The sequence below is a fragment of the Methylophilus sp. 14 genome (genome assembly GCF_015354345.1).
Taxonomy (GTDB): Bacteria; Pseudomonadota; Gammaproteobacteria; order Burkholderiales; family Methylophilaceae; genus Methylophilus.
Window position 1 is genome coordinate 691,075 of record NZ_JADKYS010000001.1, and the last position, 26,681, is coordinate 717,755.

Consider the following 26,681-nt stretch of genomic DNA (forward strand, 5'->3'; position numbering starts at 1 on the left):
CGTTTTGGTTGCTAGCGGGTACCGCTTAACTTGCCACTAGCAATGTTTCCTGCTGGAACACCAATCGGCCCTGGGTGAGGGTAGTGGTGACCTTGCCTGTGACTGCATGATTCACAAAAGGCGTATTCTTGCCCTGGCTCATTAGTGCACGGCCATCCACACGCCATTCCATTTCCGGATCATAAATCACCACATCTGCTGTTGCCCCTACTTGCAAATTGCCTGCATGGACGCCGAGGATATTGGCCGGTGCTTGTGTGATTTTGGCCAATGCTTGCGCAGGCGAGAGTTTGGCTTGGGCGGCCCATTTTAAAGTCAATGGCAGCAACAATTCCAATGCAGAAGCACCTGGGTGCGATTCTGCAAAAGGCAAGGCTTTGGCATCGTCATCCACTGGTGTGTGGTCGGAGCAGATGGCATCCAGCGTGCCGTCCAGCAAGCCTGCGCGCAAGGCATCGCGGTCGCGTTGGGTGCGTACCGGCGGTGTCAGGTGCACCATGCTGTCAAAAAAGCCGATATCCATGTCGGTCAGGTGCAGATGCTGAATGCTCACATCTGCGGTCACTTGCATGCCGGACTGTTTGGCCTGGCGGATCAGCTCCACAGACTCTGCGGTAGAAACACGGGCGATATGCAAGTTGACGCCGGTGGCTTGCGCAATACGCAGCATGGTTTGCAAGGCGATGCTTTCTGCGGCAGAAGGAATGCCTTTCAGGCCTAATCTCGAAGCGACTTCACCATCATGCGCGACGCCATTCTTGGCCAGGTAAGGATCTTCGGCACGCATAAACAGGGTGTAACCAAACGAGGCGGCATACTCAAAGGCGCGCCATAGTACCTGGGTATCGACAATGGCGGTATCGGCCTGTGAAAAGCCGACACATCCGGCCGCGGTCAGTGCATACATTTCTGTGAGTAACTGGCCCTGCAACTGGCGTGTCACCGCGCCCAGCGGGTAGACATGCGCCAACGCCTGTGATTTGGCTCTGTGTTTGAGCATTTCAACCAGGCCAGGCTCATCCAGCACCGGGTCGGTGTCTGGCGGGCAAGCCAAGCTGGTGACGCCACCGGCCATGGCAGCACGTAGTTCGCTCAGTAGTGTGGCTTTGTATTCACTGCCAGGTTCGCGCAAGCGGGCGCACAGGTCGACCAGGCCGGGTAATACCCATTTGCCGCTGGCGTCCAGCGTTTGCTCTGCCTTGAAGTCTGCGGGTGCCTCACCGATGGCGATAATCTTGCCAGCACTGATATAAAGGTCTTTGACCTGGTCCAGTTGCTGGCTAGCATCCATCAGGCGGCCTTGTTTAATGACGATATTCATGCGGCGTTGCCCCCTCCCAGAATGGCCATCACCGCCATGCGGACTGCGATACCATAAGTTACTTGCGGCAAGATCACCGACTGTTTGCCGTCTGCGACGGCTGAATCAATTTCTACGCCACGGTTCATCGGCCCCGGGTGCATCACAATCGCATCCGGCCTGGCCAGCGCCAGCCGCTCTGGCGTCAGGCCAAAGGTTTGGAAAAACTCTTGCGAACTTGGCAGCAAAGCGCCTGACATGCGCTCGTTTTGCAGGCGCAACATCATCACTACATCGACGTCTTTCAGGCCTTCTTCCATATTGTGGAACACCTGTACGCCGAGTTTTTCCACATCGGTAGGCAGCAGGGTGCGTGGCGCGATGACGCGTATCTCAGGCACGCCCAGGGTGGTCAAGGCGTGAATCTCGCTGCGGGCGACGCGTGAATGCAGCACATCGCCAACAATGGCGACGCGTAGGTTGTGCATTTCCGGTTTGTATTTGCGGATGGTAAAGACATCCAGCAAGCCTTGCGTCGGATGCGCATGACGGCCATCGCCCGCGTTAATGACACTGATATGCGGTGGCACATGTTGGGCAATAAAGTGCGCGGCGCCGCTTTGCTGGTGACGTACGACAAACATATCGGCGTGCATCGCAATCAGGTTGTTCACCGTGTCTAAAATCGTTTCGCCTTTGGACTGCGACGAGGTGCTGACATTGAGGTTGAGCACATCGGCCGACAGGCGCTTGGCGGCAATTTCAAAAGTGGTACGTGTGCGGGTACTGTTTTCAAAAAAGATATTGCACACGGTTTTACCACGCAGCAGCGGTACCTTTTTCACTTCACGTTCAGCCACACCGACAAAGTTTTCAGCGGTGTCCAGAATGTCCGTCAAAATGCGTTTAGGCAGGCCTTCGATACTGAGCAGGTGTTGCAATTGTCCTTGCGCGTTGAGTTGCGGGTTATGCATGGTCGTCAGCTCCGCTCTTGGCAGGTGAGGCCGATTCAGAAATACTGAGGCTCAGGCGTCCCAGTGTATTCATGGCCAGGTCAAAAGATTGATGCGCCTGTAAAGGCAGGTCGGCACCGACCATGTCGGGTCGGATCGGTAATTGTGCGCCGCCACGGTTAATGAGGGCGGCCAGTTGTACCGAAGCCGGGCGGCCATAGTCAAACAGTTCATTCATGACCGCGCGCGTGGTGCGGCCGGTATAGAAAATATCGTCGATCAGGATGATGTGCTTGCCGTTGACGTCGAATGGGATATAAGCAGGATGGGCTGAGGTTTTCAAGCCGCGTTGCGCATAATCGTCCCGGTACATGGCTGCATCCAGCTTGCCGAACAAGATGTCATGCCCAAGCTCGGTTTGCAGGCGTTTGAGTAGCCGCTCCATGAGCCAGACACCGCCGGTATAAATCCCAACCAGGGCAGTGTTCTCTTGTATGCGTGGCTTGATTTGAGCATATAAATGCTCCAGTAATTGTTCGGGGTCAGGTAGTGTCATGAGGGGCGGTGTGCTATGCACGTCCATGATAAGCATCAAAATAGGATTGTAATATAGTTTGTGCGGCAACCTGGTCCAGCATTGGTTTTTGTGCGCGGCCTTTTACGCCAGCCTCACGCAAGGACTGCGCCGCTTCGGCTGAAGACAGTCGCTCATCCACCATCACCACCGGCAGATTAAAGCGGCCTTCGAGGCGCTGGGCAAATTTTTGCGCCAGCGCGGTCATGGCATGGGCTTCGCCCTCTAGTGACATGGGCAAGCCGACGACCAGCAGTGCGGGTTGCCACTCTTGCAACAATTGGTCAATTTGCGCAAATTTGGCGGCATTTTCTTCTGCTTCTATGGTGAGCAGCGGGTGTGCCAGTTTGAGCAAGGTGTCACCAATGGCCACGCCTATGCGCTTTTCACCGAAATCAAAAGCCAGCACAGAGCCGCTGACATTCGGATAACGGCGTTGGGTAATCGGTAAATGGCTTTGGTTGAGAGGCTGTTTGCCGTGCTTGACCGCATCAGGCATGACCAGCAACCTCAGACAGGGTGGCAAAGTCTACACCCAGTTGCTGCATGGCCCACGATAATTTGTCATCATTGGGCAATTTGAAAATCAGTTTATGCAGTTGCTGGTTGTCTTCCAGCGGCAAGGTCAGCCAGGCATTGGCCTGGATTTCTTCCTCCAGTTGGCCCGCGGACCAGCCGGTATAACCGAGTGCGATAAACATGTCTTGCGGGGCTTCATCGCGCGCAGCGGCTTCCAGAATATCTTTGGAGGAAGTCATGGCCAGTCCTTCAGACAACTCCATGGTGGTGTTGAATTCAGTCGCTGGCGTGTGCAGCACAAAGCCGCGCTCTACTTGTACCGGTCCGCCAAAATGCACTTGCCGCTCTTGCTGGTAGTTGGCATGGCATTCCATATCCAGTTGCTCAAACAGGTCACCCACATTCAATTGCAAAGGGTGGTTGAGTATCATGCCCATGGCGCCATCGTGGTCGTGGTTGCAGACCAGGATCACACTTTTGCTGAAATAGGGGTCCTCCATCGCCGGCATGGCGATTAAAATCTGGCCAGTGAGGTTCAGGCGCATGTCATTGCTGTCTAAAGATAACTGTTCACTCATACCGGCTTGGTTTCTTCTGCGCTCAAATAACCAGTAATTTCCAGGCCAAAGCCATCCATGCTTGGCATTTTGCGTGGGGCGGCCATCAGGCGCATTTTCTTCACGCCGAGGTCGAGCAGTATTTGTGAGCCGGTGCCGTAATTGCGTAACTCCTGGTTCAACACCAGTTTCTGGTCGGCACGCAAAATGCGGTCTGTCAGCCCCAGCCCATCTTCATCGTGGTTGATCAGCACAATCACGCCACATGGCGCGGTGCTAATAATGCGCATGGCGTGCAGCAGGTTCCAGCTATGTGCCTGGTGGCTGCTATCCAGCAGGTCTATCATAGACAAGGGCTCGTGCACGCGTACCAGTGTTTCTTCGCTAGCGTGCGGATCCCCTTTGACCAGGGCTAAATGTGTTTCTTGCGCAATATTGTCGCGGTAGGCGATCAGGCGCATCGGGCCAAAAACGGTTTCTATCGTGCGCTCGGCGCTGCGCTCAATCAGCGTCTCGTGTGAGGCTCGGTAATGGATGAGGTCGGCAATGGTGCCGATTTTAATATCATGCTCCGCCGCTACCTGCATCAGGTCCGGCAAGCGTGCCATTTCACCGTCATCCTTGAGGATTTCGCAAATGACGCTGGCAGGTTCACATCCGGCCAGTTGCGCCAGGTCGCAGCCTGCTTCGGTGTGTCCTGCACGCACCAGCACGCCACCATTCATGGCAGACAGTGGGAAAATATGACCAGGGCTGACCAAACTGCGGGCATTGGCCTGCTTGGCGATCGCCGCGCGTATGGTCGTGGCGCGATCTGCGGCAGAAATGCCGGTGGTAACGCCTTCGGCAGCTTCAATCGAAACCGTGAAATTGGTGCCGAGGCGGGTGCCGTTTTTTTGCACCATGGGTGGCAAATCTAATTGGCGGCAGCGTTGCTCGGTCAGGGTCAGGCAGATCAGGCCACGGCCAAACTTGGCCATAAAATTGATATGTTCCGCGGTGACAAACTCAGCGGCAATGACAAAGTCACCTTCGTTTTCACGGTGTTCATCATCCACCAGGATGACCATTTTTCCGGCACGGATATCGGCAATAATGGCTTCAATAGGGCTAATTTGCGCCGACATTATTCTTGCTCCCAGGCTTGCATGCGCTCGACATAGCGTGCAATTAAATCAATTTCAAGGTTCACTGGGTCTCCAGCCTTGGCGTATTGCATCATGGTGTGCTGCATGGTGTGCGGGATCAGGTTAATACTGACTTCGTCCTGGCTGATCTCGTTCACGGTCAGGCTGATGCCGTTCACACACAAGGAGCCTTTTTTAGCGACGTATTTGCTGATGGCGTGCGGCGTGCGGATCTTGAGTAGCCAGCATTCGCCGACTTCTTGCAGGATGGTGATGGTGCCGATGCCATCGACATGGCCGGTGACCAGATGGCCGCCCAGGCGGTCAGCCAGGCGCAAGGCCTTTTCCAGATTGACCGGGCCTGGTTGCCCCAGCCCAGTGGTCACATCCAGCGTGACTTTAGAGACCATGACTTGGAAGCTATGCGCATCGAATTCAGTGACGGTCAGGCAGACGCCATTGACCGCAATGCTATCGCCCAGTTGCACATCTTGCATTCCCAGTTCCGCGGCTTCAATGCGGAGTGCGCAATCTTCACCATGTGGAACCACTTCGGCTATCCGGCCGACGGTTTGAATAATCCCAGTAAACATGGTGTGATTTTATCAGTGCTGCATGCTAAAGTAATCACATTCCATCAACATTTTTCAATCGTATTGGTCTGGAGATTTTTGTGCGCCTGGATGATTTGGAAGAAAGCCAGCATGTTGAAGACAGCCGCGGCCGCGGAATGGTCGGTGGCCGCAGTATAGGCATAGGCACCATAGCGATTGCGCTGGTGGCGATGTATTTTGGGGTAGACCCCAATGTGGTGCTGAATATTGCACAGCAAGTGCAACCGGCGGCCGAGTCACAGGCGGTGCCTGCGGATAGCAACGACCCTAAAGTGAAGTTTGTGTCTCGCGTGCTGTGGAGCACCGAGCAAGTGTGGCAAAGCCTGTTTTCAGCGGCAGGCCAGCAATATACGGCGCCACATCTGGAGATTTTTAGCGGTGCGACGCAAACCACCTGTGGGCAAGGGCAAGCAGCCATGGGCCCGTTTTATTGCCCGGCAGACCAGAAGGTGTATATCGATTTAAGTTTTTACCAGGAGCTGCAAGAGCGGTTTAAAGCGCCCGGGGATTTTGCCCAGGCCTATGTGATTGCACATGAGGTTGGCCACCATGTGCAGAACTTGCTGGGCACCTCGGCAAAAGTGCAGCAAGCCAGGCAGCAGGCGCGCTCAGAGGCTGCGTCTAACGCTTACTCAGTGCGGCTGGAGTTGCAGGCCGATTGTTATGCCGGTGTCTGGGCACATCATGCGGATCAGCAATTCCGCATTCTGGAAACGGGCGATATTGAAGAGGCGTTGCGCGCCGCCACCGCAATTGGTGATGATGCCCTGCAAAAGCAGGCGCAAGGCTATGTGGTGCCGGACAGCTTTACCCATGGTAGTTCTGAGCAACGTGTTCATTGGTTTAAGCAAGGCTTGCAGTCTGGCCAGGTGAATGATTGCAATACATTTAAAGATGCAGTTTAAGCGGTAGAAGTGAGTGATGGCAGAAGAAACAGGATTCAAACAGGATCAACAGTTAATTGACACCCATTTGATTGAAACCACGGTCTCCAGCGAGATCATGGCGCAAGGCAAAATGCTGACCGTGCGTTATGACGAGGCACGTTTGCCCAATGGTGTGATTAGTGGTCGTGAGTATGTGATACACCCCGGCGCTGTGGTGGTGGTCGCGCTGACGCCAGCAGGCGAGGTGGTGCTGGAACGCCAGTTCCGCTATCCGCTCAAGCAAGTGTTTATTGAATTGCCTGCAGGCAAAATTGACCCCGGCGAGCCCGTGCTAACCACCGGCCAGCGCGAGTTGCTGGAAGAAACCGGTTACACGGCGCAAAGCTGGGTTAAATTGGGCGTGCAACATCCTTGTATCGGCTATTCCAACGAAGTCATTCATATCTACCTGGCAACGGGATTGTCACTTGGTGAGCATGCGCGCGATATCGACGAAGCCATGGATGTATTTACCTGGCCATTTGAGCAGGTGATGCAGGCCATTGAGGCGGGCGACATTACGGATAGCAAAACCCTCTCTGCCATGTTGCTGGCTGAGCGCTATTTGCGTCGACATCCGCAAATAGAGAGCGTGGTTTAAGTATGCGGATATTGCAGATTGGCTGTGGTGGATTGGGCACCCTCATTGCGCAGGCAACGCTGGCACAAGGGCATGATTTAACGATCGTCAGGCGTTCCCGCAAGCCTGTGCCACCTCGGGCAGAGGTACTGACTCTGGATGTGGTGAGAGGCGTCGGCGTGTCTGCCCTGACCGCGGTACCAGCGGATATTCTGCTGTATTGCCTGGCGCCTGTAGAAGGCCAGAGTTACCAGCAAACCTATGTCGAAGGATTGCGCCATGTGCTGGCCAATGTTTCCACGGATAGCTTGAAACACGTGTTCTTTATTTCCAGTACGGGGATTTATGGCGAACATCATGGCGAGTGGATTGATGACGATACGCCCGCCATCCCCGCGGATGCCGAAGGGCAGGTGATGCTGGATGCCGAGCGTTTGCTGGATGGATTAGCCTGCGGACATACTGCGCTGCGGGTATCCGGCATTTATGGACCGCAGCGACTGTATTTGTTGCGCCTGTTGCAAAACAGCGCGCGCTGGCCGACGCAGGTGCATTGGACGAACCGTATGCATGAGCTGGATGTGGCGTCGGCGGTGGTGCATTTGTATCAGCAGGTGATGGATGGTGTTGCCTTGCCGCAGCATTGTATTTTGACCGACGGCGTCCCCGCCATGCAACATGAGGTGTTGCAGTGGTTGGCCGTGCAGCAGCAAGTGCCAGCACCGGCCACGCCACCGTTGCAGCCGCAATCTGGCAAGCGCATTCGTAGCCATTTCTTACAACACACCGGATTCAAGCCGCAATTTGCCGATTATCAGGCGGGCTATGCGTCCATTTTATCTAGCCTTAATGATCTAGCCTGAAGTAGCGCCTATGAATAACGACAAAAGAACAGGGAAGTGGCAAGCAGTATGGCGTGGGTTGCTGGTGGCGGGGCTCGCGGTTTCTGGCCATTTGAGCAGTGCCGAGGATGCCGATGGCTTTCAGCTATGGGTTGCCACCATGCGTCAGGAGGCACTGGCGTTGCATGTAGCGCCAGCGGCAGTGGATGCGACGCTCAATCAGGTGACTTTTTTGCCGCGTCTGATTGAGCTGGACCGCAAGCAGCCGGAATTTGTCACCAGTTTTTCTGCCTATGTAAACCGCCGCATCAACCCGCGTGTGGTGACTAAGGGCAAGCAGATGGCGCAGGATTACCAGGGTGTACTCTATGTAGTCGAAGAGTTGTATCAAGTGCCGCGCGAGGTGCTGGTCGCCTTTTGGGGGCTGGAAACCAATTTTGGCGGCTTTATGGGCGATATTCCATTAGCCTCTGCATTGGCCACACTCTCTTACGAAGGGCGTCGCGCTGAGTTTTTTAAACGTGAATTGTTGAATCTGATGCGCGTGGTCGAGCGCGAGCAGCGCTATGACAGCCCGGTGGTTGGCTCATGGGCGGGCGCGACCGGGCATATGCAGTTTATGCCATCGACCTTGCTCAAGTATGGTGTAGATGCCGACGCCGATGGCAAAATCGATATCTGGAATTCTTACCCGGATGTGTTTAGTTCGGCCGCCAATTACCTGTCACAAGCAGGATGGCAGCCAGGCAAGCCTATCAGTGTCCAGGTGGCGTTGCCAGCCGGGTTTGATTACAGCCAGGCGCAATGGCAATTGAACAAGCCAGTCAGTGAATGGGTGAAAGCGGGTGTTGCGGGTGTACCTGACAGCGCACTTAATTTGCCACAAGCCGCGATTTTGCTACCTCAAGGCTATGATGGTCCGGCATATATGGTGTTCCCGAATTTTGACGTCATCATGCAGTGGAACCGCTCCATTAATTATGCGCTGAGCGTTAGTTTGCTTAGCCAGCAGTTGCGCCAGGAGACCTATACGCTGATGATGCCGCCGGAACCGCCTGCGCTCAGCTACCAGCAGATGTGGTCTTTGCAGGAGGCACTGAATGCCAAAGGCTTTGATTCTGGGGCGCCAGACGGCTTCCCGGGCGCGAAAACACAAGCGGCCATCCGGCGCTATCAGGCCAGCAAAGGCTTGCCGCAAGATGGCTACGCAGGCGCGGATATTTTTAGCCGTTTGACTGCGCAGGTGCAGTCGGCACAGTAACTTAACAAAATCACTTAGCAACTAAAGGTTTTAACCGCTAGCGGGTTTTAAACCAGCCGGTCACACTCACGCGTGGCAAGTGTGTGGGTAGCACCTCATGCCAGAATCTGGCAGATAAGAACAACACCAGTCTGCCTGCAGTCGGCAATATGTCAATGTGCCTGGCGTCCCTTGATGGCGTTTGTGCGTGTTCATCCAGGTATAAGCGCAACGCGCCGCCAGCATCTGCTGGCCAGTCATCATTTAGATAAATAATTGAGGTCAGTGTTCTTGCGCCTGGGGCCGCCTGCTCACGGTGCTGGCGAAACTGGTCTATATGCGTGGCATAACCGGATGAGCCTGCCGGGTAAATGGCAAAGTGCGTTTCAAAGCTGTCCAGCCCCATCATCAATTGCCGGTTGATGGCTTGTTGCATTTCGGCCAGCAGGGCCAGATAGTCCTGGATGGCGGCATGTGGGTCGTTGGCTTCCAGCCAGGCAATCTGGTCACCGCGCAGCTTGGGATTGCTCACGGCTGACTGGCTGGTGCCCGCCTGGTGCATCAGGCCATGCTGTTGTTGATCAAGCGCAATGCTACGCAGGTTTTGCGTCTGGCTGGCCGGTAAAAACTGGTCTATGACGCAATATTGCTGTTGCGCTAAGGTGTCGATAATATTGTCTAGCATGCTGTCAGCAAGCATGGCAGGGCGGTGGGACTTGATTGTCATGCGCACATTATAAGCGGGATACCATTGCCTAACCGATGGCTTTCGGATAGAATGCGCAACCTTATTGATTGATAGCCTAAGGCTGCCAATACAATAGTCGCGTAGCTCAGCTGGTTAGAGCACCACCTTGACATGGTGGGGGTCGATGGTTCGAGTCCATTCGCGACTACCAAATTTAAAAAAAGCCACCATAATTTCTGGTGGCTTTTTGTTTTTTTACCATCTGTTAGGCAGAAGTGGCCAAATAGCTGCTGGAGGTGTCCTGATCCAGCCCGTAGGTTTTAATTAACTTGGCCACTTGTTCCAGGGCGTTGTTTTGCTGTGGGCTACTGGCTTGATTGCTGTTATCGCTGCTCTGGCTTTGTTGATACTCCATCGCTTCCTGCTGCGTCACCTTGCCGTCACCGTTGGTGTCTGCTGCCTCAAAGTTGCTGGCAACACTGTTTAGCAATTCGGATAATTTGCTGTCGTCGGTGGAGGAGGCCATTTCCTGCATCAGATCCTGTGTCAGGCCGGTGTCTTCTTCATCGCCGCCGCGAGGGGGTGGCGGGCCGCCTGCACCGCCCGGCGGTGGCGGTGGCATACCTTGTGCGCCACCTGCCTGCTGGCTCGCGCTTTGTAGCTGGTTGAACAGGTTTTCTATGCCTTGTGATAGCTCGCTTTTGGTAATTTTACTGTCACCATCCGTGTCCATACTGCTGACTAAGTTGCTGACTTCGTCGCCAGTTTCATCGTCGGTCGAGCCGCTCAACGCTTTACTAAGCGTTGTGGCGTCTATCGTGCCCTGGTTGGAAGTGTCCAGTTTGCTAAAAATATTGCTACTGATCTGGCTGCTTACGCTGCTTAAACTGATACTTGTCATGCTGATTCTCCCTTTGTTTTGAGCCTTAACATGTGTCCTGGCAGGCGCATGTGCCTGTCAACTGGTTTAACGTCAGGGCGGCGCGTGACTGAATGCAGGTTTTGTATCGGAGTGTATCGCTTTGTATCAGCACCTTTAATGCGGCTGCGCTCGGTTTCTGATTGCGGAATTTTCGTGCGCTGTGAGATAATCGAGGTTTGACCAAAAACAGGTGCCATGTGCTTGTTTTATTTGGTTGTTTAATGTTTAAGAGAGAGAGTCATGCCTGTAATCCGCTTGCCTGATGGGTCGTCCAGAAGTTTTGAACAGCCGGTGACCGTGGCCGATGTTGCGTTGAATATTGGTGCTGGTCTGGCGAAAGCCGCGCTGGCGGGTAAGGTCACGTATACAGGTCAGGAAGCTAAACTGGTCGATACCAGTCATCTGATTGAGCAGGACGTAGACCTCGCCATCATTACCGACAAGAACGATGAAGGCCTGGAAGTGATTCGTCACTCCACCGCGCACTTGCTGGCGTATGCGGTGAAAGAGCTTTTCCCGGATGCGCAAGTGACCATCGGTCCTGTCATTGATAATGGCTTTTACTATGACTTTAGCTACAAGCGCCCGTTTACGCCGGACGATCTAGCAGCTATCGAAAAGAAAATGGCCGAGCTGGCGAAAAAAGACGAAAAAGTCGAGCGCAAAGTGTTGCCGCGCGATGAAGCAGTGGCTTACTTCAAGAGCATTAACGAGCATTACAAAGCCGAGATTATTGCCAGCATCCCTAGCAATGAAGATGTGTCTTTATACTCTGAAGGTAATTTCACAGACTTATGCCGTGGCCCGCACGTGCCGAATACTGGCAAACTCAAAGCGTTTAAATTAATGAAGCTGGCGGGTGCTTACTGGCGTGGTGACAGCAATAACGAAATGCTACAACGCGTGTATGGCACGGCTTGGCGCAATAAAGATGAGCTGGAAGCTTATCTGCATATGCTGGAAGAGGCTGAGAAGCGCGACCACCGCAAACTGGGTAAACAACTCGATTTCTACCATATGCAGGAAGATGCGCCTGGCATGGTGTTCTGGCATCCGCGCGGCTGGGTGATTTGGCAAGAAGTTGAGCAGTACATGCGTGCCAAATTTAAAGAATACGATTACCAGGAAGTACGCACACCGACTGTGCTAGATAAAACCCTGTGGGAAAAGTCTGGTCACTGGCAAAACTACCGTGACAATATGTTTGTCACCCAGTCAGAAAGCCGTGATTACGCGGTCAAACCGATGAACTGTCCTGGTCATATCCAGATTTTTAATAGCAGTCTGCACAGCTATCGCGACTTGCCGTTGCGTTTGGCGGAGTTTGGTTCCTGCCACCGTAACGAGCCTTCGGGTTCGCTGCATGGCTTGATGCGTGTGCGTGGTTTTACCCAGGATGATGCCCATATTTTCTGTATGGAGTCACAAGTTGAAGCCGAGGTGGCAGACTTTATTAAGATGCTCTATGAAGTCTACAAAGACTTTGGTTTTGACGATGTGATCGTCAAATTGTCTACCCGCCCGGAAAGGCGCGTCGGCACGGAAGAAGCCTGGGATATGGCAGAAACTGCCTTGGCCAACGCCATTAAAGCCAATGGCCTGGAGTTTGAATACCAGCCAGGGGAGGGCGCGTTTTACGGCCCGAAAATCGAGTTTACGCTCAAAGACTCGCTGGGGCGTATGTGGCAGTGCGGCACGATCCAGCTTGACCCTAACTTGCCTGAGCGCCTGGGCGCGGAGTATGTGGCTGAAGACAATACACGTCAGCGCCCGATTATGTTGCACCGCGCCATTGTCGGTTCGATGGAGCGTTTTTTGGGTATTTTGATCGAAAACTTTGCGGGCGCGATGCCGGTCTGGTTGTCGCCTGTGCAGGTCATGGTGCTCAATATTTCTGATGGTCAAGCCGATTATGTGCGCCAAGTGGTTGAAAAATTAAAGAAAAATGGCATTCGATGCGATTTTGACTTGAGAAATGAGAAGATTACCTATAAAATACGCGAACATAGTTTGCAAAAGTTGCCATACCTGATTGTGGTGGGCGACAAAGAAATGCAAAATGGTCATGTGGCCGTACGTACCAGAAAAGGTGAAGATCTGGGTGTGATGTCGGTAGAAGCGTTTGTAGCGCACATACAGCAAGACATCCAAAACCGGGTCTAATTTCGGGTATTCGTGCGGCTTTGTTTATTGTTAGGGGATTGTTATAGCTCAAGATAAAGATACACGCATCAATGGCGATATTACTGCGCCACAAGTGCGTTTGATTGGTGTAGATGGCGAACCGTTAGGTGTGATGACTCTGAGAGAGGCCTTTGCCAAAGCGGAAGAAGCTGATATTGATATTGTTGAAATTGCGCCAAATGCCGCACCGCCAGTGTGCCGTTTGATGGATTATGGCAAGTTCAAATACGCCGAGAGCAAGCGTCTGCATGAGCAAAAACTGAAACAAAAACAGGTGCAGATTAAAGAGGTCAAATTCAGACCTGGCACCGATGACGGCGATTACAATATTAAATTACGCAATATCATCCGCTTTTTGGGTGATGGCGATAAAGCAAAGATTACTTTGCGTTTCCGTGGCCGCGAAATTACGCACCAGGAATTTGGTTTGGCTTTGTTAAAGCGCCTGGAGGCAGATTTAACAGAGCATGCATTGGTGGAGCAATATCCTAAAATGGAAGGCCGCCAAATGGTGATGGTGTTGGCGCCTGCGAAAAAAGCGGCGCCGGTGGCCAAAAAAGCTGAAAAAGCAGCACCAAGCGAAGAATAAGGTTTTAAGTAGTACAAGTTTTTTGGAGTAATACGGCTAAATTGGCTGCCTAGTTACTCTTTATTCAACCTCTAAGGAGAAAAAAATGCCAAAGATGAAGACAAAGAGCAGCGCGAAAAAGCGCTTCAAGTTCTTGGGTAACGGTAAAGTGAAGCGTACACACTCTCACTTGCGCCACATTCTGACCAAGAAAACCACCAAGCAAAAGCGTAAGCTGCGCGGTACTTCCATTATTTCTGCGACTGACGTGAAACGCGTCCGCGCAATGATGCCAACACAATAAGGAGACCGACATGCCTAGAGTAAAACGTGGTGTCATCGCACGCGCTAAACACAAAAAAGTTTTAAATGCTGCTAAAGGTTACCGTGGTCGTCGTAAGAACGTCTACCGTGTTGCCAAACAGGCGGTAATGAAAGCCGGTCAATACGCATACCGTGACCGTCGTCAGAAAAAACGTCAATTCCGCGCACTGTGGATTGCCCGTATCAACGCGGCAGCCCGTGAAGCTGGTTTGACATACAGCCGTTTCATGAACGGTCTGAAAAAATCTGCGGTTGAAGTTGACCGTAAAGTATTGGCTGATCTGGCCGTGTTCGATAAAGCTGCTTTTGCTAAATTCGTAGAATTGGCTAAAACAGGTTTAAGCGCCTAATCAGACCTACCAAAAAAAGAGGCTGCGGCCTCTTTTTTTATTTTAATGTTACTTAAAACTTGAAGAATACGCACGATGGCTGATCTCAATCACTTAATCGCAGAAGCTGCACAAGACTTTGCGGCTTGTCATGATGTTCCTGCACTGGAAAATGCCAAGGCCAAATACCTGGGTAAGTCTGGCGCGCTGACCGACGCCTTGAAAGGGCTGGGGAAATTGACGGCTGAAGAGCGTCCCGCAGCCGGAGCGGCGATTAATGTGGTTAAACAAGCCGTTGAGCAGGCCTTGAATGACCGCCGTGACAGTATTCTGGCCGCTGCGCAGGCCAAACAGCTGGCTAGTGAAACCATAGACGTGACTTTGCCCGCGCGTGCCCAATCCGCCGGTGGCTTGCATCCGGTGACATTGACTTTGCGTCGTGTAGAAGAGCTGTTTCACTCCATTGGTTTTAGCGTGGCAGATGGCCCTGAAATCGAAACCGATTTTTATAATTTCACCGCGCTGAATATTCCGGATAACCATCCGGCGCGTGCCATGCACGATACCTTTTACATTGATAGCGGTAATGACAGCATGGAGCACGTCTTGCGTACGCATACCTCGCCGGTGCAAGTGCATTACATGGAAAACAATACGCCACCGTTGAAGATTATTGCGCCAGGTCGCGTGTACCGTGTCGACTCCGATGCCACGCACTCGCCGATGTTTCACCAGGTGGAAGGCTTGTGGGTAGACGAGCAAATCAGCTTTGCTAATCTCAAAGGCGTAGTGCAAGACTTCTTGCAAAAGTTTTTCGAGCGTGATGATCTCACTGTGCGTTTCCGTCCGTCATTCTTCCCGTTTACTGAGCCATCGGCCGAGATGGACATGAGCTGGAACGGTGGCTGGTTGGAGATTGGGGGTTGTGGCATGGTGCACCCAGAGGTGCTTAAGCACGTCAATATCGATAGCGAAAAATACCGTGGCTTTGCCTTTGGCTTGGGCGTGGAGCGCCTGGCCATGTTGCGCTACGGGGTGAATGACCTGCGTCATTTCTTTAATAATGACCTGCGCTTTTTGCAGCAGTTTATTAAATAATTCCATCGCCAGATCACTTTAAATACCGAATTTATACAGGGTTAGACACATATGCAGTTCTCCGAACAATGGTTACGTTCCATGGTGAATCCATCACTGGATACCGCGCAACTTGGTCACGCATTGACCATGGCCGGTCTGGAAGTGGAAGAGTTAACCCCAGTCGCGCCGGCGTTTAGCCATGTGGTGGTGGCCGAGATTCTGGAAGCAGCCAAACACCCGGATGCAGACCGCTTGCAAGTATGTAAAGTGAAAGTTGGCGAAGAGGTCCTGCAAATTGTCTGCGGCGCTTCGAATGCACGCGTGGGGATCAAAATACCCTGTGCGCTGGTAGGCGCTGAGCTGCCAGGTATCCAGATTAAACAAGCCAAAGTGCGTGGTGTAGAGTCTTTTGGTATGTTGTGTTCTGCCAAAGAGCTGGGCATTGCGACCGAAGCCAATGGCATTCTGGAATTGCCAGCAGATGCTACGGTCGGCCAGGATATCCGCGAATACCTAGACCTGAATGACAGCACCTATATCTTAAAACTCACGCCTAACCGTGCCGACTGTTTAAGCATTCTAGGCATCGCCCGCGATGTGGTGGCGATGACCGGTGCACCAATCACGACGCCTGAGATTGCAACTGCGGCGATTGGTAGCAACCTGACCAAGGCTGTGACTCTCAGTGCGGCAGAGGCTTGCCCGGCTTATTATGGCCGTGTCATTACAGGCGTGAATGCCCAGGCCAAAACCCCTGACTGGATGGTGCGCCGTTTAGAGCGTAGCGGCATCCGTAGCATCAGTGCCCTGGTCGATATCACCAATTATGTGCTGCTGGAGCTGGGTCAGCCTATGCATGCGTTTGACCATGCGCTGTTACAAGGTGATGTGGTCGTACGTTTTGCCAATGCTAGTGAAAAGCTAGCTTTGCTCAATGACACAGAAGTGATTTTAAAGGCAGATGATCTGGTGATCGCTGATGGCAATGGACCGGTTGCCTTGGCGGGGGTGATGGGCGGTAAACCGACTTCTGTCACCGATGCTACACAAGCGATCTTTCTGGAAAGCGCTTTCTTTACGCCAGACGTCATGGCAGGCAAAGCGCGCCGTTTGGGTTTGAGCACAGACTCCTCTTATCGTTTTGAGCGTGGTGTGGACTTTGGCAACACCTTGAATGCGCTGGAACGTGCGACAGCATTGGTGCTGGAGATTTGTGGTGGTCAGGCTGGTGCGGTGACCGCCGTGACTGCACAGCTACCTGTGCGCAAACAAGTCGCGCTGCGTCATGCTTATCTGCTGTCCATCCTGGGCATAGACGTTAGCCTGGCGCAAGTGGGTCAGTTACTGACGCAATTGGGATTTGTGTATACCGAAGCTAACGGTGTGTTTAATGTGAGCGCACCTAGCTTCCGTTTTGATATTGCACGCGAAGAAGACCTGATTGAAGAAGTTGCACGCTTGCATGGCTATGAGCATATCCCGGCGCTCACGCCAGTCGCTTCGCAAGGTATGCTGGTCGCGCCAGAGGCCACACGCAGCAAACACTGGCTGCGTGATGTCATGGTGAATAATGGTTATCAGGAGGTAGTGACTTACAGCTTTGTCGATGCTAGCTGGGAGCGTGATTTATATGGCAATAGCCAGCCGATTGCGCTGAAAAATCCAATTGCCAGCAACCTGAGCGTGATGCGCTCAGGTTTGTGGGGCGGATTGCTGGATGCGCTGGATTACAACCTCAAGCGCCAACAAACACGTGCCATGCTGTTTGAATTGGGTGCCCGTTATGAGAAGGGCGCGCAAGGCTTTGTCGAAACATTGACCTTGTCTGGCTTGGTCTATGGCAGTGTGCAGCCTGAACAATGGGCTGCCGAGGCACGCGCTTTTGATTTTTACGATGCCAAAGCACATGTGGAGGCGTTATTTGCGCAACCGGTGCGCTTTGCCGTCGAACAACATCCTGCTTTGCATCCAGGCCAGTCTGCCCGCATTTACCTGGGTGACAAAGCGGTCGGTTGGTTAGGTAAATTGCATCCACAATGGCAGCAGCAATATGGGTTAACCAGTGCCTGTTACCTGTTTGAATTGGATGCCGATGCGGCATTGGCTACCCAGGTGCCTGCCTATAGCGAGGTCAGCAAATTCCTGCCGGTTCGTAGAGATTTAGCGATGGTCGTTGAGCAATCTGTATCGGCTCAAGCAATGATTGATGCGGTGATGAATGAGAACATTTCTCAGCTAAAACAGGTGAAATTGTTCGATGTTTATCATGGTAAAGGTGTGCCCGAAAACAAAAAAAGCCTTGCATTTCTTGTACTTATGCAAGATACTTGCAAGACAATGGTCGATGAGGAAGTGGATACGATCGTGGCACGAATCCTCAACAACTGGTCATCCAAATTTGCTGCGTCACTCAGATAATATCATTGGGATAGTCATCGGATAACACCAAGGATAACAGTTGATACAACACAAGCATCTCGCATAATAAGAAGGTTCAGGGGATCGTTAATGACACTCACAAAAGCTGACTTGGCCGATTTGTTGTTTGAACAAGTCGGGCTGAATAAGCGTGAAGCCAAGGACATGGTGGAAGCGTTTTTTGAAGAAGTTCGCAACGCGCTGGAGCAGGGCGATAGCGTCAAGCTGTCCGGTTTTGGTAACTTTGAACTGCGTACAAAATCCGAGCGCCCAGGCCGTAATCCAAAAACTGGCGAAGAAATCCCAATTTCTGCACGCCGTGTAGTGACTTTTCACGCCAGTCAAAAATTAAAATTACGCGTAGAAGAACACTACGCAGAACAACCATTACAAGCACAAGCCTAATCTGACTCCCAAACATGGTAGAAACGCAAAAAGTCGCCTTGCCGCCTATCCCTGCCAAACGCTATTTCACCATCGGTGAGGTAAGCGAGTTGTGCGGGGTCAAGCCGCACGTACTGCGTTACTGGGAGCAAGAGTTCACCCAGCTAAAACCGGTCAAGCGCCGTGGTAACCGTCGCTACTACCAGCACCACGAAGTCCTGCTGATTCGTAAAATCCGCGAATTGCTTTATGAGCAAGGGTTTACCATCAGTGGTGCCCGCAACCGCCTGGATGGTGTTGATGAAAAGATAGAGAAACCACGCTCTGGCAACGATGTTACCAGCGCTGTGGTCGCCAATACGCAGTCACTCATCGCTGAAGAGTCTAAACTGCCAGTGGTTGATGTTGCCGCGCTAAGAGAGCAAATTCAACAGGTACTTCAACTGCTCAAAGCACCCGCCTGAAGTGTCTACCAAGCTTATAAAACCGCATATTCTGCTTAGCGAATATGCGGTTTTGTTTTATAATGCAGCCTTCTTTTCGAGCAGGTTCCTGTTCGATTCTAACGTCGGGGCGTAGCGCAGCCTGGTAGCGCACTTGCATGGGGTGCAAGGGGTCGTGTGTTCGAATCACACCGTTCCGACCAATAAATAAGCCATTCTAGCGAATTTCGACTTTCTCTATTGACCTGAACGTAACCAATTCGTAACCAGTTCCTCTTTCACTTCACTGTCGATATGCGATCTAAGCTAAGTGATGGCTAACGATACCATCATGAATTTGCTAACTGGTGTACCTGGGGTGTAACGAAATAACGGCGTGAATATGCCAAATGTGTTTGTCCTTTTTTTAGGCTAAGGTTTGCACTTGATTTCCCAAAGCGTTTGTCCTCAAGTGATTTTCAATGACAAACGTACAGAGAGGTGGCGGTTGCGAATGGCGACGACACCGAAAAGTATCGGCCAGTTGTGCTGAAATGCTCTGAATAGGCCAGAGAAATGGGGTTTAAAAGCAGCAACTTTGTTACGCTAATTTAATCCCTAGAGATTAACTTAGGCCAGTGCCCGGAGCCGGAATCGAACTGATTAGACTCTGTGTACCTGACTCGAAATCAGGTATATGGTGCGAAAGGAGATACTCGAACTCTAATGTCGAGAAGTTAGTATATGCAGATTATATTAATACTATTACTTGGATTTGCTCTGCCAGCATATGCTCATGGAGAGGATGCTTTTACTTCTCTTTTTCTACAGCTTTTTGCTGTGGTCGGTACATTTATACTACTGGCTGTTGTGCCAGGCTTAAAGCGATACTCTTCAATTGGTGTGATAGGTTGTTTGTTAGGCGTTGCGGTGTCTTGGATATTAACTGCAGATATCCCTTTTTCGGATAATCAAACCTTGATCACGATTATAAGTGTTGCAATGCCTTTAGGGTTCGCGGCTATTGCCATTTTCTTGGCCAAGAGTCGCGCTGGAACCTAAATCCAATGTACGCAACAAACAATAAAGGCCGGTTATCCCGGCCTTTTGCTCATCAAGCTCTAATTACGCTCGCTTCTTACGATGTACAGCAACACCCAGCAAGCCTAGACCTGCTAAAAGCATAGCTAAGTTTTCTGGTTCAGGCACTGTGGTTATTTGGCCAGGGCTGACAAACCAAGCGTACATTCGATAGTTGGTTTTACTAAGAGTCTGTTGGTTGCCATCGCTTGTGAAAAAGAACCATGCTTCATTAGAGTTAGCACTCGATTCTGTTCCAGACCAATAAACATCAAACTGTTCGTTATCAAAAGTAGTCGTGTCAGGTAGTGTCTGGAAAGCTACACCGTTAAGCTCTTGATAAAATAACTCTGACATTTCATCGCCCGCTACAACACCATTAGTAGTTGAATTCCAGCCGCCGTTCGTATTGGCAACGGTTGGTAACCTCCAATCGTTGCTACCACCGTAACTAATGCTATTGAGGTAGTTGCCAAATGCAATAGCTCCAAACCAAGAGATTTGACCATATCTGCTGATAGCATTGAACTCAAAGTCCGCGGCGCTTAATGTGTAAGTACTGGTTTGATTCGCTGCAATAATATTGTTAACCAAGTTGTCAAAGCCTTGATCCACAATCATGCTATAGATTAAGTTCGCATCTTTTGTCCAGGTGACATCACTGACCGAGCTGTAAACTAAATCGACACCATTAGCATTGTATGAAGTGAGCGTTGCGTGAGCATTGAAACTAATTAATGCGATTGATGCTGCCAGGATTGTTTGTTTTATCGTTGAAACCATACAACCACCTCTCCTAAGTTATTTTGATTATTGTTAAATGGCGTAATAACGCTATCGCGATTATGCCTAATTAAAATTAAAGCTGGAAGAAAAGCATCATAGTCCGAATGGGCTATTCGGTGGATGTCTTAGATGAGCAGGTCTAAGGGGTGACTTTTACTAAAGTGGGGTAACTTTGGGGGTAACAATTTGAATGTAATAGCCATTGTCATTATAAATAAATGGTTTCAAGGCTAAGTTCTATTCGCACCGTGCCTGCCAGCGCTGGAACCTAAATCCAGTGCGCGCAACAAACAATAAAGGCCGGTTACCCGGCCTTTGATTCATCAAGAAATTATGCCTGTTTGTTACGGCGCACAGCGATGCTGAGCAGTCCTAAACCTGCCATAAGCATTGCTAGGTTTTCTGGCTCAGGTACTGTGGCGGCTGTAATTGTCGCAGAAAACTGCATATTTGGAACCCAATAACCTGACCAGTCACTATCCATAGTCAACGGATCAACTCCATATGAATGTGAGTAGCGAAAGCTGCCAGATAAGCCACCATCTGATGTAGACCCTGCAAAATATCCATTACTTACGGGGTCTGTCACATTGGCGACCGTAAGATAACCAATATAACTTCCTGTAGTTAAATGCGTATTTATGTTACTAAAAGATAATTCTTGGTATCCCCCTGCGTAGAAAATTGTATTGGAGTACAAGGCAGGGCCAACAGCCTTAGTACCATCCCAATCTGCAATTACTAAACTTAGATTACCTTGATTGCCACTTAGTATAAAGAAAGACCAGTCCGTTAATATACCAGTGGAGGTATTAAATACCTGTCCATAGCTGGTTGTGTCATCATCAGCTCCAAACCAAAATATGTCTGAATAGTCTCTTGTATTTGAGTAAACAGCTGCATTTGCTGAGGTTGTGAATGCTCCTACGAGCAAAGCCGCACAAATTAAAGCTTTAGATGTTGAAACTCTCGAAAACATAGTTATCTCCCTTATTTATTTTTATTACTAAGAAAAAAGCATGCCAATTATGCCTAATTTAAATGAAAGCTAGAAGAAAGTCGCGATAGCCCGAAAGGGCTATTTTGAGGTGTCTAAAGTGGGAAAGTTTTTGGGTGACTTTTACTGAAGTGGGGTAACTATTTGAATGTAATAGTCATTGTCATTATAAATAAAGGGTTCTAAGGCTAAGTTCTATTCGCACCGTTGAGTCGTTAAATCGTCATGTCAGGCGCAATTGCCGCAGCGATCTGTTGTTGATTGTTAATGGTGCCGATATGGTGTGCCAATGCTTCGCTGAGTGGCATAGGGCGGTTTAAATAGAAGCCTTGGGCGTAAGCAACCCCCATGCCTTTCAGGCAGTCTAGGGTGGCCTCATCTTCGACATATTCGGCGATGGTTTGAATCTCCATCGATTGCGCGACACTTTGGATGGCTTTGGCCATCGCCAGGTCAACTTTGTTGCTGGTGATGTCTTTGACGTAGGCACCATCCATTTTCAGGAAGTTGACGGGTAAGTGTTTGAGGTAGCTGAATGATGACATGCCGCTACCAAAGTCGTCGAGCATGAAGCGTGTGCCCATTTTTTGCAGTTCTTTAATTAGCTTGATCGTATTGTCGATGTTAATGATGGCTGAGGTTTCTGTGACCTCGAAGCAGACATGGCTAGGAGAGATGTCATAGGTTTCAAAGCAATTCTGGATATAGGGTAGCAGTTGGGCGTCGCCTAATGACATGCCTGACAGGTTAATGCTGACGATGAAAGGATTCACGCTGGACTGCATTTTAAACAGCGGTTGCAGTGCCATAAAGGCATGCTGAATCACCCAGCGGTCTATCTTGGTCATGAGGTTGTAACGCTCTGCGGAGGGCAGGAACTCAGCCGGGGGGATGATGCCGCCGTGTTCGTCGCGTTTGCGAATCAGGATTTCGTAGAAGGGGGGTAATTCTTTTTGTTGCAGCGGGAAGATGCCCTGGCAGTAAAGCACAAAGTCATTGTGCTCAATGGCTTCGTTAATGCGGAGCACCCACTCCATTTCAACATGGCGCTTAAGCAAGACGTCATCTTCCGGATGGAACAGGTGGATCTGGTTGCGGCCATTGTCTTTTGCTACGTAGCAGGCGGCGTCGGCATGGCGGGTGATTTCACCTACATCTTTTAAAGCAGTGGTGATTTCGACTATGCCAATACTGATGCCGGTCTGGAACAAGCGACCTTCATGCATGAAGCGGAAAGTTTCAACCATTTGCCGCAACTGGGCGGCAATTTCTATGGCTTTTTCAACCTGGCAGTAGCTCAGTAGTAGGCCGAATTCGTCACCCCCCAGGCGTGCAAACGTGTCTTCTGCACGGATGCGCTGGCTGAGGATCATACTGATCTGGCGCAGCATTTCGTCCCCGGCCAGGTGACCGCAGGTATCGTTAATGACGCGGAACTGGTCGAGGTCCATGTAACAGAAGACATGGTTAGCACGATGCTGTTTTACATCTTGAAGTGCTTGTTGCAGCCGTCTTTCCAGCTCTTGGCGATTGACCAGGCCGGTGAGGGCGTCATGACGCGCCTGGTAGCGCAGTTGGGCTTGTGCGTCTTGAATGCGGTGTCGCATGTCAGCTTCAACATGCTGCATATCCCTGGAGATTTGGTTGATAGTACTTTGCAGCGATTTGATTTCCGGCAGGGTATTTTTGCCATGGCTGACTTGCTGGCCGCCGATCACAAACCGCTTGAGTGCCGACGTCATGTCACGAATCGGCTGGCTGATGGAGCGACTCACCCAACTCACGAGTATGGAGCACAGTATCAGTGCCAGCGTAATGTAGCCTACGTTTTTAATAAATGCCTGGCGATGGTCCTCAATCAGTGAGGCTTTGTCGATGGCGACAAACACATAGCCCAGCAAACGATGCGTAGATTCAGTGGAAAATACTTTGACCATGGTGATGTCATGCGTGTTTTGCTGCATGACCATGGTGTCTTGCTGTGGCAATGTTTCGTTAATGCTGAAAGAGGTGCCCAGATTGGCGATGGTGTGATTATCGGCATCGGCAATAATCAGGGATAAATAGGGTTCCCGGTTGAGCTGGCTGGCTCTGAGCAAGCGGCCGATATAGTCCTGGCCATGCAACTCGGTTTGATTGTGTATCACCGCTGACAGGAATTTTGCGGTGGTCAGGGCATGCTGGCTGAGTTTGTCTTCTTCGTGTTGTAGTTGTTCTTTAAAGTCGAACAACAACAGAATACAGGAGAGCGCGAATACCGGCCCGATAACTAATAACAGTAATCTGGACTGGATACTTAAGTTTTGGAAAAAGTGCATGGATTCCAGGATGTCTGTTTAAATTGAACCAGCAGGCATATACACAGTCTGGCAGCAGCGCCATAGATTCCGATTCATGACATCCCCCCAGATTTCGTGTATAAGTCGCAATGATTATAACAGTAACAATTTTGCCAGCATGTAGCTTAAATGCGTCTAATTGTTAAGTTTTTTTATCATCAACCTAGTGTATTTGTTTTCTCATGATACAGCAAATTTATATCACAGATTACCTGTCGGATGCCGCTGCCCAGCCCGTTGAGATGATTCAGTCACTGATTTCACAATGTCCTGTGTTGTTAAAAGCGCAATGGAAAGTCGGCTCGTTGCCGCCGCTTAAAACATTGTTCGACGAGCTGGTTGCGGCGGGGCACGCACCGGCAAGTGTGCCGGTGTCGGCGGTGCTGTCTGCGAGGCAACACTGGCCGCTGCGCCCGGCATTTTGCCTGCTGCCAGTGCATCTTGGCATGCGACGTGATACGTTTAGTTTGCAAGCGGTGGTGCCATTGTCAGCAGAGGTCTACGCCGCTTTGACGACGCGCTTGCAAACACACTTCTCTGATGATTTTGTCATACAGCAGGATGCCAGCCAACGATTCTGGTGGATACAGCCGTTGCGCGATATGCAGGTGCAATGCCCATGGCCGCAGGATTGTTTGTATCAGGAGGCCTTTCAATGGCAACCGCAAGGGCCGGATGCGGCCGTGATCAGGCAGTGGACCAATGAAATACAAATGTTACTGCATCAGGCCGCACACGCCTCTGAAATAAGTGCCTGGCCAGCTGAGTTAAACAGTTTATGGTTTACCAGTGTTAGCGATATCCCGGCCTGGCAACCTACTGCAGCACTGATTGCGGGGCAAGGCGAGGTATTTGACGGCCTGGAAGCCTGCGCATTGCCAGCCATACGGCCGTTGACTCTGGTCGCGATGTTGGCAGAAGCGCGCGCTCAGCAGGCCCTATGGATCGCAGATGCGTGGCAAACATGTGATTGGGCAGCGCTATCAAACGCCTTACAGGACGGTCGTATTTCAGCTTTGAAACTGGTATTGCCATTTGCCGAGCGCAGCGTTGAAGTGCATTATAAAAAACAATTACGCTGGCAGTTCTGGCGAAAAACGCCCACTCTGGAAACCTTATTGCAACAACTTGAAGCCACGCTGATGAAAGCCAGCTAACAGACTGTTGTGCATGACTCACAATGAACACAAGATGAAAATTCACCAACGCGCTTATTCCGACACCACCTTTGCCGCGCTGCAGGCGCAAGGCTTGCCGCCTTTGCTAGCCAGGTTGCTGGCCGCGAGGGCGGTCACTGCCGAGGACTGGTTGTTGCAGGAGATGCCTCATTTGCTCAAGCCAGATGCCTTGACTGGCGCTGCTGACATGGCGCGGCAACTGGCCGATGCCATTGCGCAAAAGAAACGGCTTTTAATCGTTGGTGATTATGATGCAGATGGCGCCACAGCTACCGCTGTCGCCATGCGCGGCTTACGTATGATGGGCGCGGTAGTCGATTTTCTGGTGCCTAACCGCTTTGAATATGGCTATGGCCTGACGCCTGAAATTGTAGCGCTGGCGGCACAACAGCAACCAGACATTATTCTAACCGTGGATAACGGCATTGCCAGCATCGATGGTGTGGCTGCGGCCAAAGCCCTGGGCTTGCAGGTGCTCATTACCGACCACCACTTGCCTGCCGAGCAAACCCCGGCCGCAGATGGCATCGTGAACCCGAATCAACGAGGGTGTGATTTCCCCAGCAAACACCTGGCAGGCGTAGGGGTGATGTTTTATGTGCTAATTGCCTTACGTGCCGAGCTCAAGCAACGGGGGCAAGTCAGCGACGAGGGCGTGCATTTGGGCAGCCTGCTCGATCTAGTGGCTTTGGGCACCGTGGCCGATCTGGTGAAGCTGGACGCCAATAACCGTATCCTGGTCAGGCAAGGCCTCAAGCGAATCCGCCAGGGCCAGGCCAGCCCAGGTATCCTGGCTATTTTAAAGCTGGCCGGGCGTGATTTCTCGCAAGTCAGTGCGCAGGATTTGGGATTCTATGTCGGGCCCCGCCTCAATGCGGCGGGCAGGCTGGATGATATGACCATTGGCATCCGTTGCCTGTTGGCAGAAACACCGCAAGAGGCGATGCAATATGCGCAAAAACTGCATGTGCTCAACGCTGAGCGCAAGCAGATTGAAGCCGAAATGCAATGGGATGCGATGGCCGACCTAGCACAGGACTTTCGTGATGACCAATATACCATCAGCGTTTTTCAGCCGGACTGGCATCAAGGCGTGATCGGTATTTTGGCCTCGCGCATCAAAGAGCGCTTTCACCGGCCGGTGATTGCATTTGCCGATGCCGGGGATGGCTTGATCAAAGGCTCAGGACGTTCCATCGCTGGTCTGCATCTGCGTGATGCGCTGGATCTGGTCACCAAGCAGCAGCCCGACCTGATTATCAAGTTTGGCGGCCATGCCATGGCTGCGGGGCTTAGTATCCGCGCTGATGATTTTGCGCGCTTTCAGCACACGTTTGAGCAGGTAGTGCAAAGCCTGATTGATGCTGAAATTTTGCAGGAAGTGCTGGAAACAGATGGTGCATTGACGGCGCAAGAAATGACCATGCAAACCGCTGAGGTGATCGCGCATCAGGTATGGGGGCAGGGCTTTCCGCAGCCGGTGTTTTATGACACCTTTCAAGTGCTGCAGCAAAAGGTGCTAGGTGAAAAACACTTAAAGTTACGCCTGCAAAAACACAATCAGCAGTTCGATGCGATTTATTTTCAGCATGCCGAGCTTTTGCCTGAGCAGGTGGAGATCGCTTATGCCTTGCAGGTAAACGAGTTTAATGGCGCACGCAATTTGCAGTTGCAAGTGGTGCATGCTGTGACGACTTGAGTGCGCTAATTACATTTAGCCTTAGAGTCCACGCCCTAAATACGGTAAAAT

27 protein-coding genes and 2 tRNA genes are annotated in these 26,681 nt (G+C 51.3%); 17 read left to right on the forward strand and 12 right to left on the reverse strand.

Features of this window, described 5'->3' with window-relative positions; translation table 11 throughout:
• Positions 1–25 precede the first annotated feature (25 nt).
• The 7 genes from INP78_RS03495 to INP78_RS03525 are packed head-to-tail and all read right to left on the reverse strand — an operon-like array spanning position 26 to position 5,623.
• Positions 26–1,321, reverse strand: coding sequence for a dihydroorotase (locus tag INP78_RS03495; RefSeq protein WP_194740783.1), 1,296 nt, complete (start codon positions 1,319–1,321; stop codon positions 26–28).
• The gene (locus INP78_RS03500; RefSeq protein WP_194740784.1) at positions 1,318–2,274 is read right to left on the reverse strand and encodes an aspartate carbamoyltransferase catalytic subunit; all 957 of its coding nucleotides are present in this window, start codon (positions 2,272–2,274) and stop codon (positions 1,318–1,320) included. The genes INP78_RS03495 and INP78_RS03500 overlap by 4 nt, the downstream gene beginning before the upstream one ends.
• The gene (gene pyrR / locus INP78_RS03505) at positions 2,267–2,809 is read right to left on the reverse strand and encodes a bifunctional pyr operon transcriptional regulator/uracil phosphoribosyltransferase PyrR (protein ID WP_194741121.1); all 543 of its coding nucleotides are present in this window, start codon (positions 2,807–2,809) and stop codon (positions 2,267–2,269) included. Before pyrR ends, INP78_RS03500 begins: the two co-directional genes overlap by 8 nt.
• 13 nt (positions 2,810–2,822) lie before the next feature.
• Complete coding sequence (gene ruvX / locus INP78_RS03510) at positions 2,823–3,326, reverse strand: Holliday junction resolvase RuvX (protein WP_194740785.1); 504 nt, start codon at positions 3,324–3,326, stop codon at positions 2,823–2,825.
• Positions 3,319–3,924: a YqgE/AlgH family protein gene (locus INP78_RS03515; RefSeq protein ID WP_194740786.1), complete on the reverse strand. Its 606-nt coding sequence runs from the start codon at positions 3,922–3,924 to the stop codon at positions 3,319–3,321. Before INP78_RS03515 ends, ruvX begins: the two co-directional genes overlap by 8 nt.
• Positions 3,921–5,030, reverse strand: a complete 1,110-nt coding sequence (gene ribBA / locus INP78_RS03520) for a bifunctional 3,4-dihydroxy-2-butanone-4-phosphate synthase/GTP cyclohydrolase II (protein WP_194740787.1) — start codon at positions 5,028–5,030, stop codon at positions 3,921–3,923. The genes INP78_RS03515 and ribBA overlap by 4 nt, the downstream gene beginning before the upstream one ends.
• Positions 5,030–5,623, reverse strand: coding sequence for a riboflavin synthase (locus INP78_RS03525; RefSeq protein WP_194740788.1), 594 nt, complete (start codon positions 5,621–5,623; stop codon positions 5,030–5,032). The genes ribBA and INP78_RS03525 overlap by 1 nt, the downstream gene beginning before the upstream one ends.
• Before the next feature lie 80 nt (positions 5,624–5,703).
• Here INP78_RS03525 and INP78_RS03530 point away from each other — a divergent pair, with 80 nt between their 5' ends.
• From INP78_RS03530 to INP78_RS03545, 4 genes are read left to right on the forward strand one after another with little or no spacing between them, the layout of a single operon-like run.
• The gene (locus tag INP78_RS03530; protein WP_194740789.1) at positions 5,704–6,549 is read left to right on the forward strand and encodes a neutral zinc metallopeptidase; all 846 of its coding nucleotides are present in this window, start codon (positions 5,704–5,706) and stop codon (positions 6,547–6,549) included.
• 16 nt (positions 6,550–6,565) lie between these two features.
• Complete coding sequence (locus INP78_RS03535; RefSeq protein ID WP_194740790.1) at positions 6,566–7,171, forward strand: NUDIX domain-containing protein; 606 nt, start codon at positions 6,566–6,568, stop codon at positions 7,169–7,171.
• Between the two features lie 2 nt (positions 7,172–7,173).
• Positions 7,174–8,013 (forward strand): hypothetical protein, encoded by an 840-nt coding sequence (locus INP78_RS03540; RefSeq protein WP_194740791.1) that lies wholly within the window; start codon positions 7,174–7,176, stop codon positions 8,011–8,013.
• 10 nt (positions 8,014–8,023) lie between these two features.
• Positions 8,024–9,253: a lytic murein transglycosylase gene (locus INP78_RS03545; RefSeq protein ID WP_228522624.1), complete on the forward strand. Its 1,230-nt coding sequence runs from the start codon at positions 8,024–8,026 to the stop codon at positions 9,251–9,253.
• A gap of 37 nt (positions 9,254–9,290) precedes the next feature.
• On the opposite strand, the gene INP78_RS03550 is transcribed toward INP78_RS03545, so the two are convergent.
• Positions 9,291–9,959, reverse strand: coding sequence for a 2OG-Fe(II) oxygenase (locus tag INP78_RS03550; protein WP_228522625.1), 669 nt, complete (start codon positions 9,957–9,959; stop codon positions 9,291–9,293).
• 95 nt (positions 9,960–10,054) lie between these two features.
• On the opposite strand from INP78_RS03550, the gene INP78_RS03555 reads away from it, so the two are divergent.
• A tRNA-Val gene (locus INP78_RS03555) sits at positions 10,055–10,131 on the forward strand.
• Between the two features lie 54 nt (positions 10,132–10,185).
• Here INP78_RS03555 and INP78_RS03560 read toward each other — a convergent pair.
• Entirely contained in the window at positions 10,186–10,821 is a 636-nt protein-coding gene (locus INP78_RS03560) for an EF-hand domain-containing protein (protein ID WP_194740793.1), read from the reverse strand.
• A 261-nt stretch (positions 10,822–11,082) separates the two neighbouring features.
• On the opposite strand from INP78_RS03560, the gene thrS reads away from it, so the two are divergent.
• From thrS to INP78_RS03610, 10 genes are all read left to right on the forward strand, one after another.
• Entirely contained in the window at positions 11,083–13,005 is a 1,923-nt protein-coding gene (gene thrS, locus INP78_RS03565; RefSeq protein WP_194740794.1) for a threonine--tRNA ligase, read from the forward strand.
• Between the two features lie 43 nt (positions 13,006–13,048).
• Positions 13,049–13,615, forward strand: a complete 567-nt coding sequence (gene infC, locus INP78_RS03570; protein ID WP_368667967.1) for a translation initiation factor IF-3 — start codon at positions 13,049–13,051, stop codon at positions 13,613–13,615.
• An 85-nt stretch (positions 13,616–13,700) separates the two neighbouring features.
• The gene (gene rpmI / locus INP78_RS03575; protein ID WP_019881750.1) at positions 13,701–13,898 is read left to right on the forward strand and encodes a 50S ribosomal protein L35; all 198 of its coding nucleotides are present in this window, start codon (positions 13,701–13,703) and stop codon (positions 13,896–13,898) included.
• Between the two features lie 10 nt (positions 13,899–13,908).
• Positions 13,909–14,268, forward strand: a complete 360-nt coding sequence (gene rplT, locus INP78_RS03580; protein ID WP_018985785.1) for a 50S ribosomal protein L20 — start codon at positions 13,909–13,911, stop codon at positions 14,266–14,268.
• Between the two features lie 75 nt (positions 14,269–14,343).
• On the forward strand, positions 14,344–15,345 hold the full coding sequence (gene pheS, locus INP78_RS03585) for a phenylalanine--tRNA ligase subunit alpha (protein ID WP_194740795.1): 1,002 nt from the start codon (positions 14,344–14,346) through the stop codon (positions 15,343–15,345).
• Positions 15,346–15,396: 51 nt separating this feature from the next.
• Positions 15,397–17,745: a phenylalanine--tRNA ligase subunit beta gene (gene pheT, locus INP78_RS03590; RefSeq protein WP_194740796.1), complete on the forward strand. Its 2,349-nt coding sequence runs from the start codon at positions 15,397–15,399 to the stop codon at positions 17,743–17,745.
• A 90-nt stretch (positions 17,746–17,835) separates the two neighbouring features.
• Positions 17,836–18,150: an integration host factor subunit alpha gene (locus tag INP78_RS03595; RefSeq protein WP_018985782.1), complete on the forward strand. Its 315-nt coding sequence runs from the start codon at positions 17,836–17,838 to the stop codon at positions 18,148–18,150.
• A 14-nt stretch (positions 18,151–18,164) separates the two neighbouring features.
• Complete coding sequence (locus INP78_RS03600) at positions 18,165–18,593, forward strand: MerR family transcriptional regulator (protein WP_194740797.1); 429 nt, start codon at positions 18,165–18,167, stop codon at positions 18,591–18,593.
• 105 nt (positions 18,594–18,698) lie between these two features.
• Positions 18,699–18,775, forward strand: a tRNA-Pro gene (locus tag INP78_RS03605).
• Positions 18,776–19,295: 520 nt separating this feature from the next.
• Positions 19,296–19,613 (forward strand): hypothetical protein, encoded by a 318-nt coding sequence (locus INP78_RS03610; RefSeq protein ID WP_194740798.1) that lies wholly within the window; start codon positions 19,296–19,298, stop codon positions 19,611–19,613.
• A 63-nt stretch (positions 19,614–19,676) separates the two neighbouring features.
• Here INP78_RS03610 and INP78_RS03615 read toward each other — a convergent pair whose 3' ends face one another.
• From INP78_RS03615 to INP78_RS03625, 3 genes are all read right to left on the reverse strand, one after another.
• The gene (locus tag INP78_RS03615; protein ID WP_194740799.1) at positions 19,677–20,414 is read right to left on the reverse strand and encodes a DUF1566 domain-containing protein; all 738 of its coding nucleotides are present in this window, start codon (positions 20,412–20,414) and stop codon (positions 19,677–19,679) included.
• 334 nt (positions 20,415–20,748) lie between these two features.
• The gene (locus INP78_RS03620) at positions 20,749–21,396 is read right to left on the reverse strand and encodes a PEP-CTERM sorting domain-containing protein (protein ID WP_194740800.1); all 648 of its coding nucleotides are present in this window, start codon (positions 21,394–21,396) and stop codon (positions 20,749–20,751) included.
• Between the two features lie 233 nt (positions 21,397–21,629).
• Entirely contained in the window at positions 21,630–23,732 is a 2,103-nt protein-coding gene (locus tag INP78_RS03625; RefSeq protein WP_194740801.1) for a bifunctional diguanylate cyclase/phosphodiesterase, read from the reverse strand.
• Positions 23,733–23,935: 203 nt separating this feature from the next.
• Between INP78_RS03625 and INP78_RS03630 the strand changes: the two genes are divergently transcribed.
• Both INP78_RS03630 and recJ read left to right on the forward strand, forming a co-directional pair.
• Positions 23,936–24,910, forward strand: a complete 975-nt coding sequence (locus INP78_RS03630; protein ID WP_194740802.1) for a hypothetical protein — start codon at positions 23,936–23,938, stop codon at positions 24,908–24,910.
• 34 nt (positions 24,911–24,944) lie between these two features.
• Entirely contained in the window at positions 24,945–26,630 is a 1,686-nt protein-coding gene (recJ, locus tag INP78_RS03635; RefSeq protein WP_194740803.1) for a single-stranded-DNA-specific exonuclease RecJ, read from the forward strand.
• Positions 26,631–26,681 lie beyond the last annotated feature (51 nt).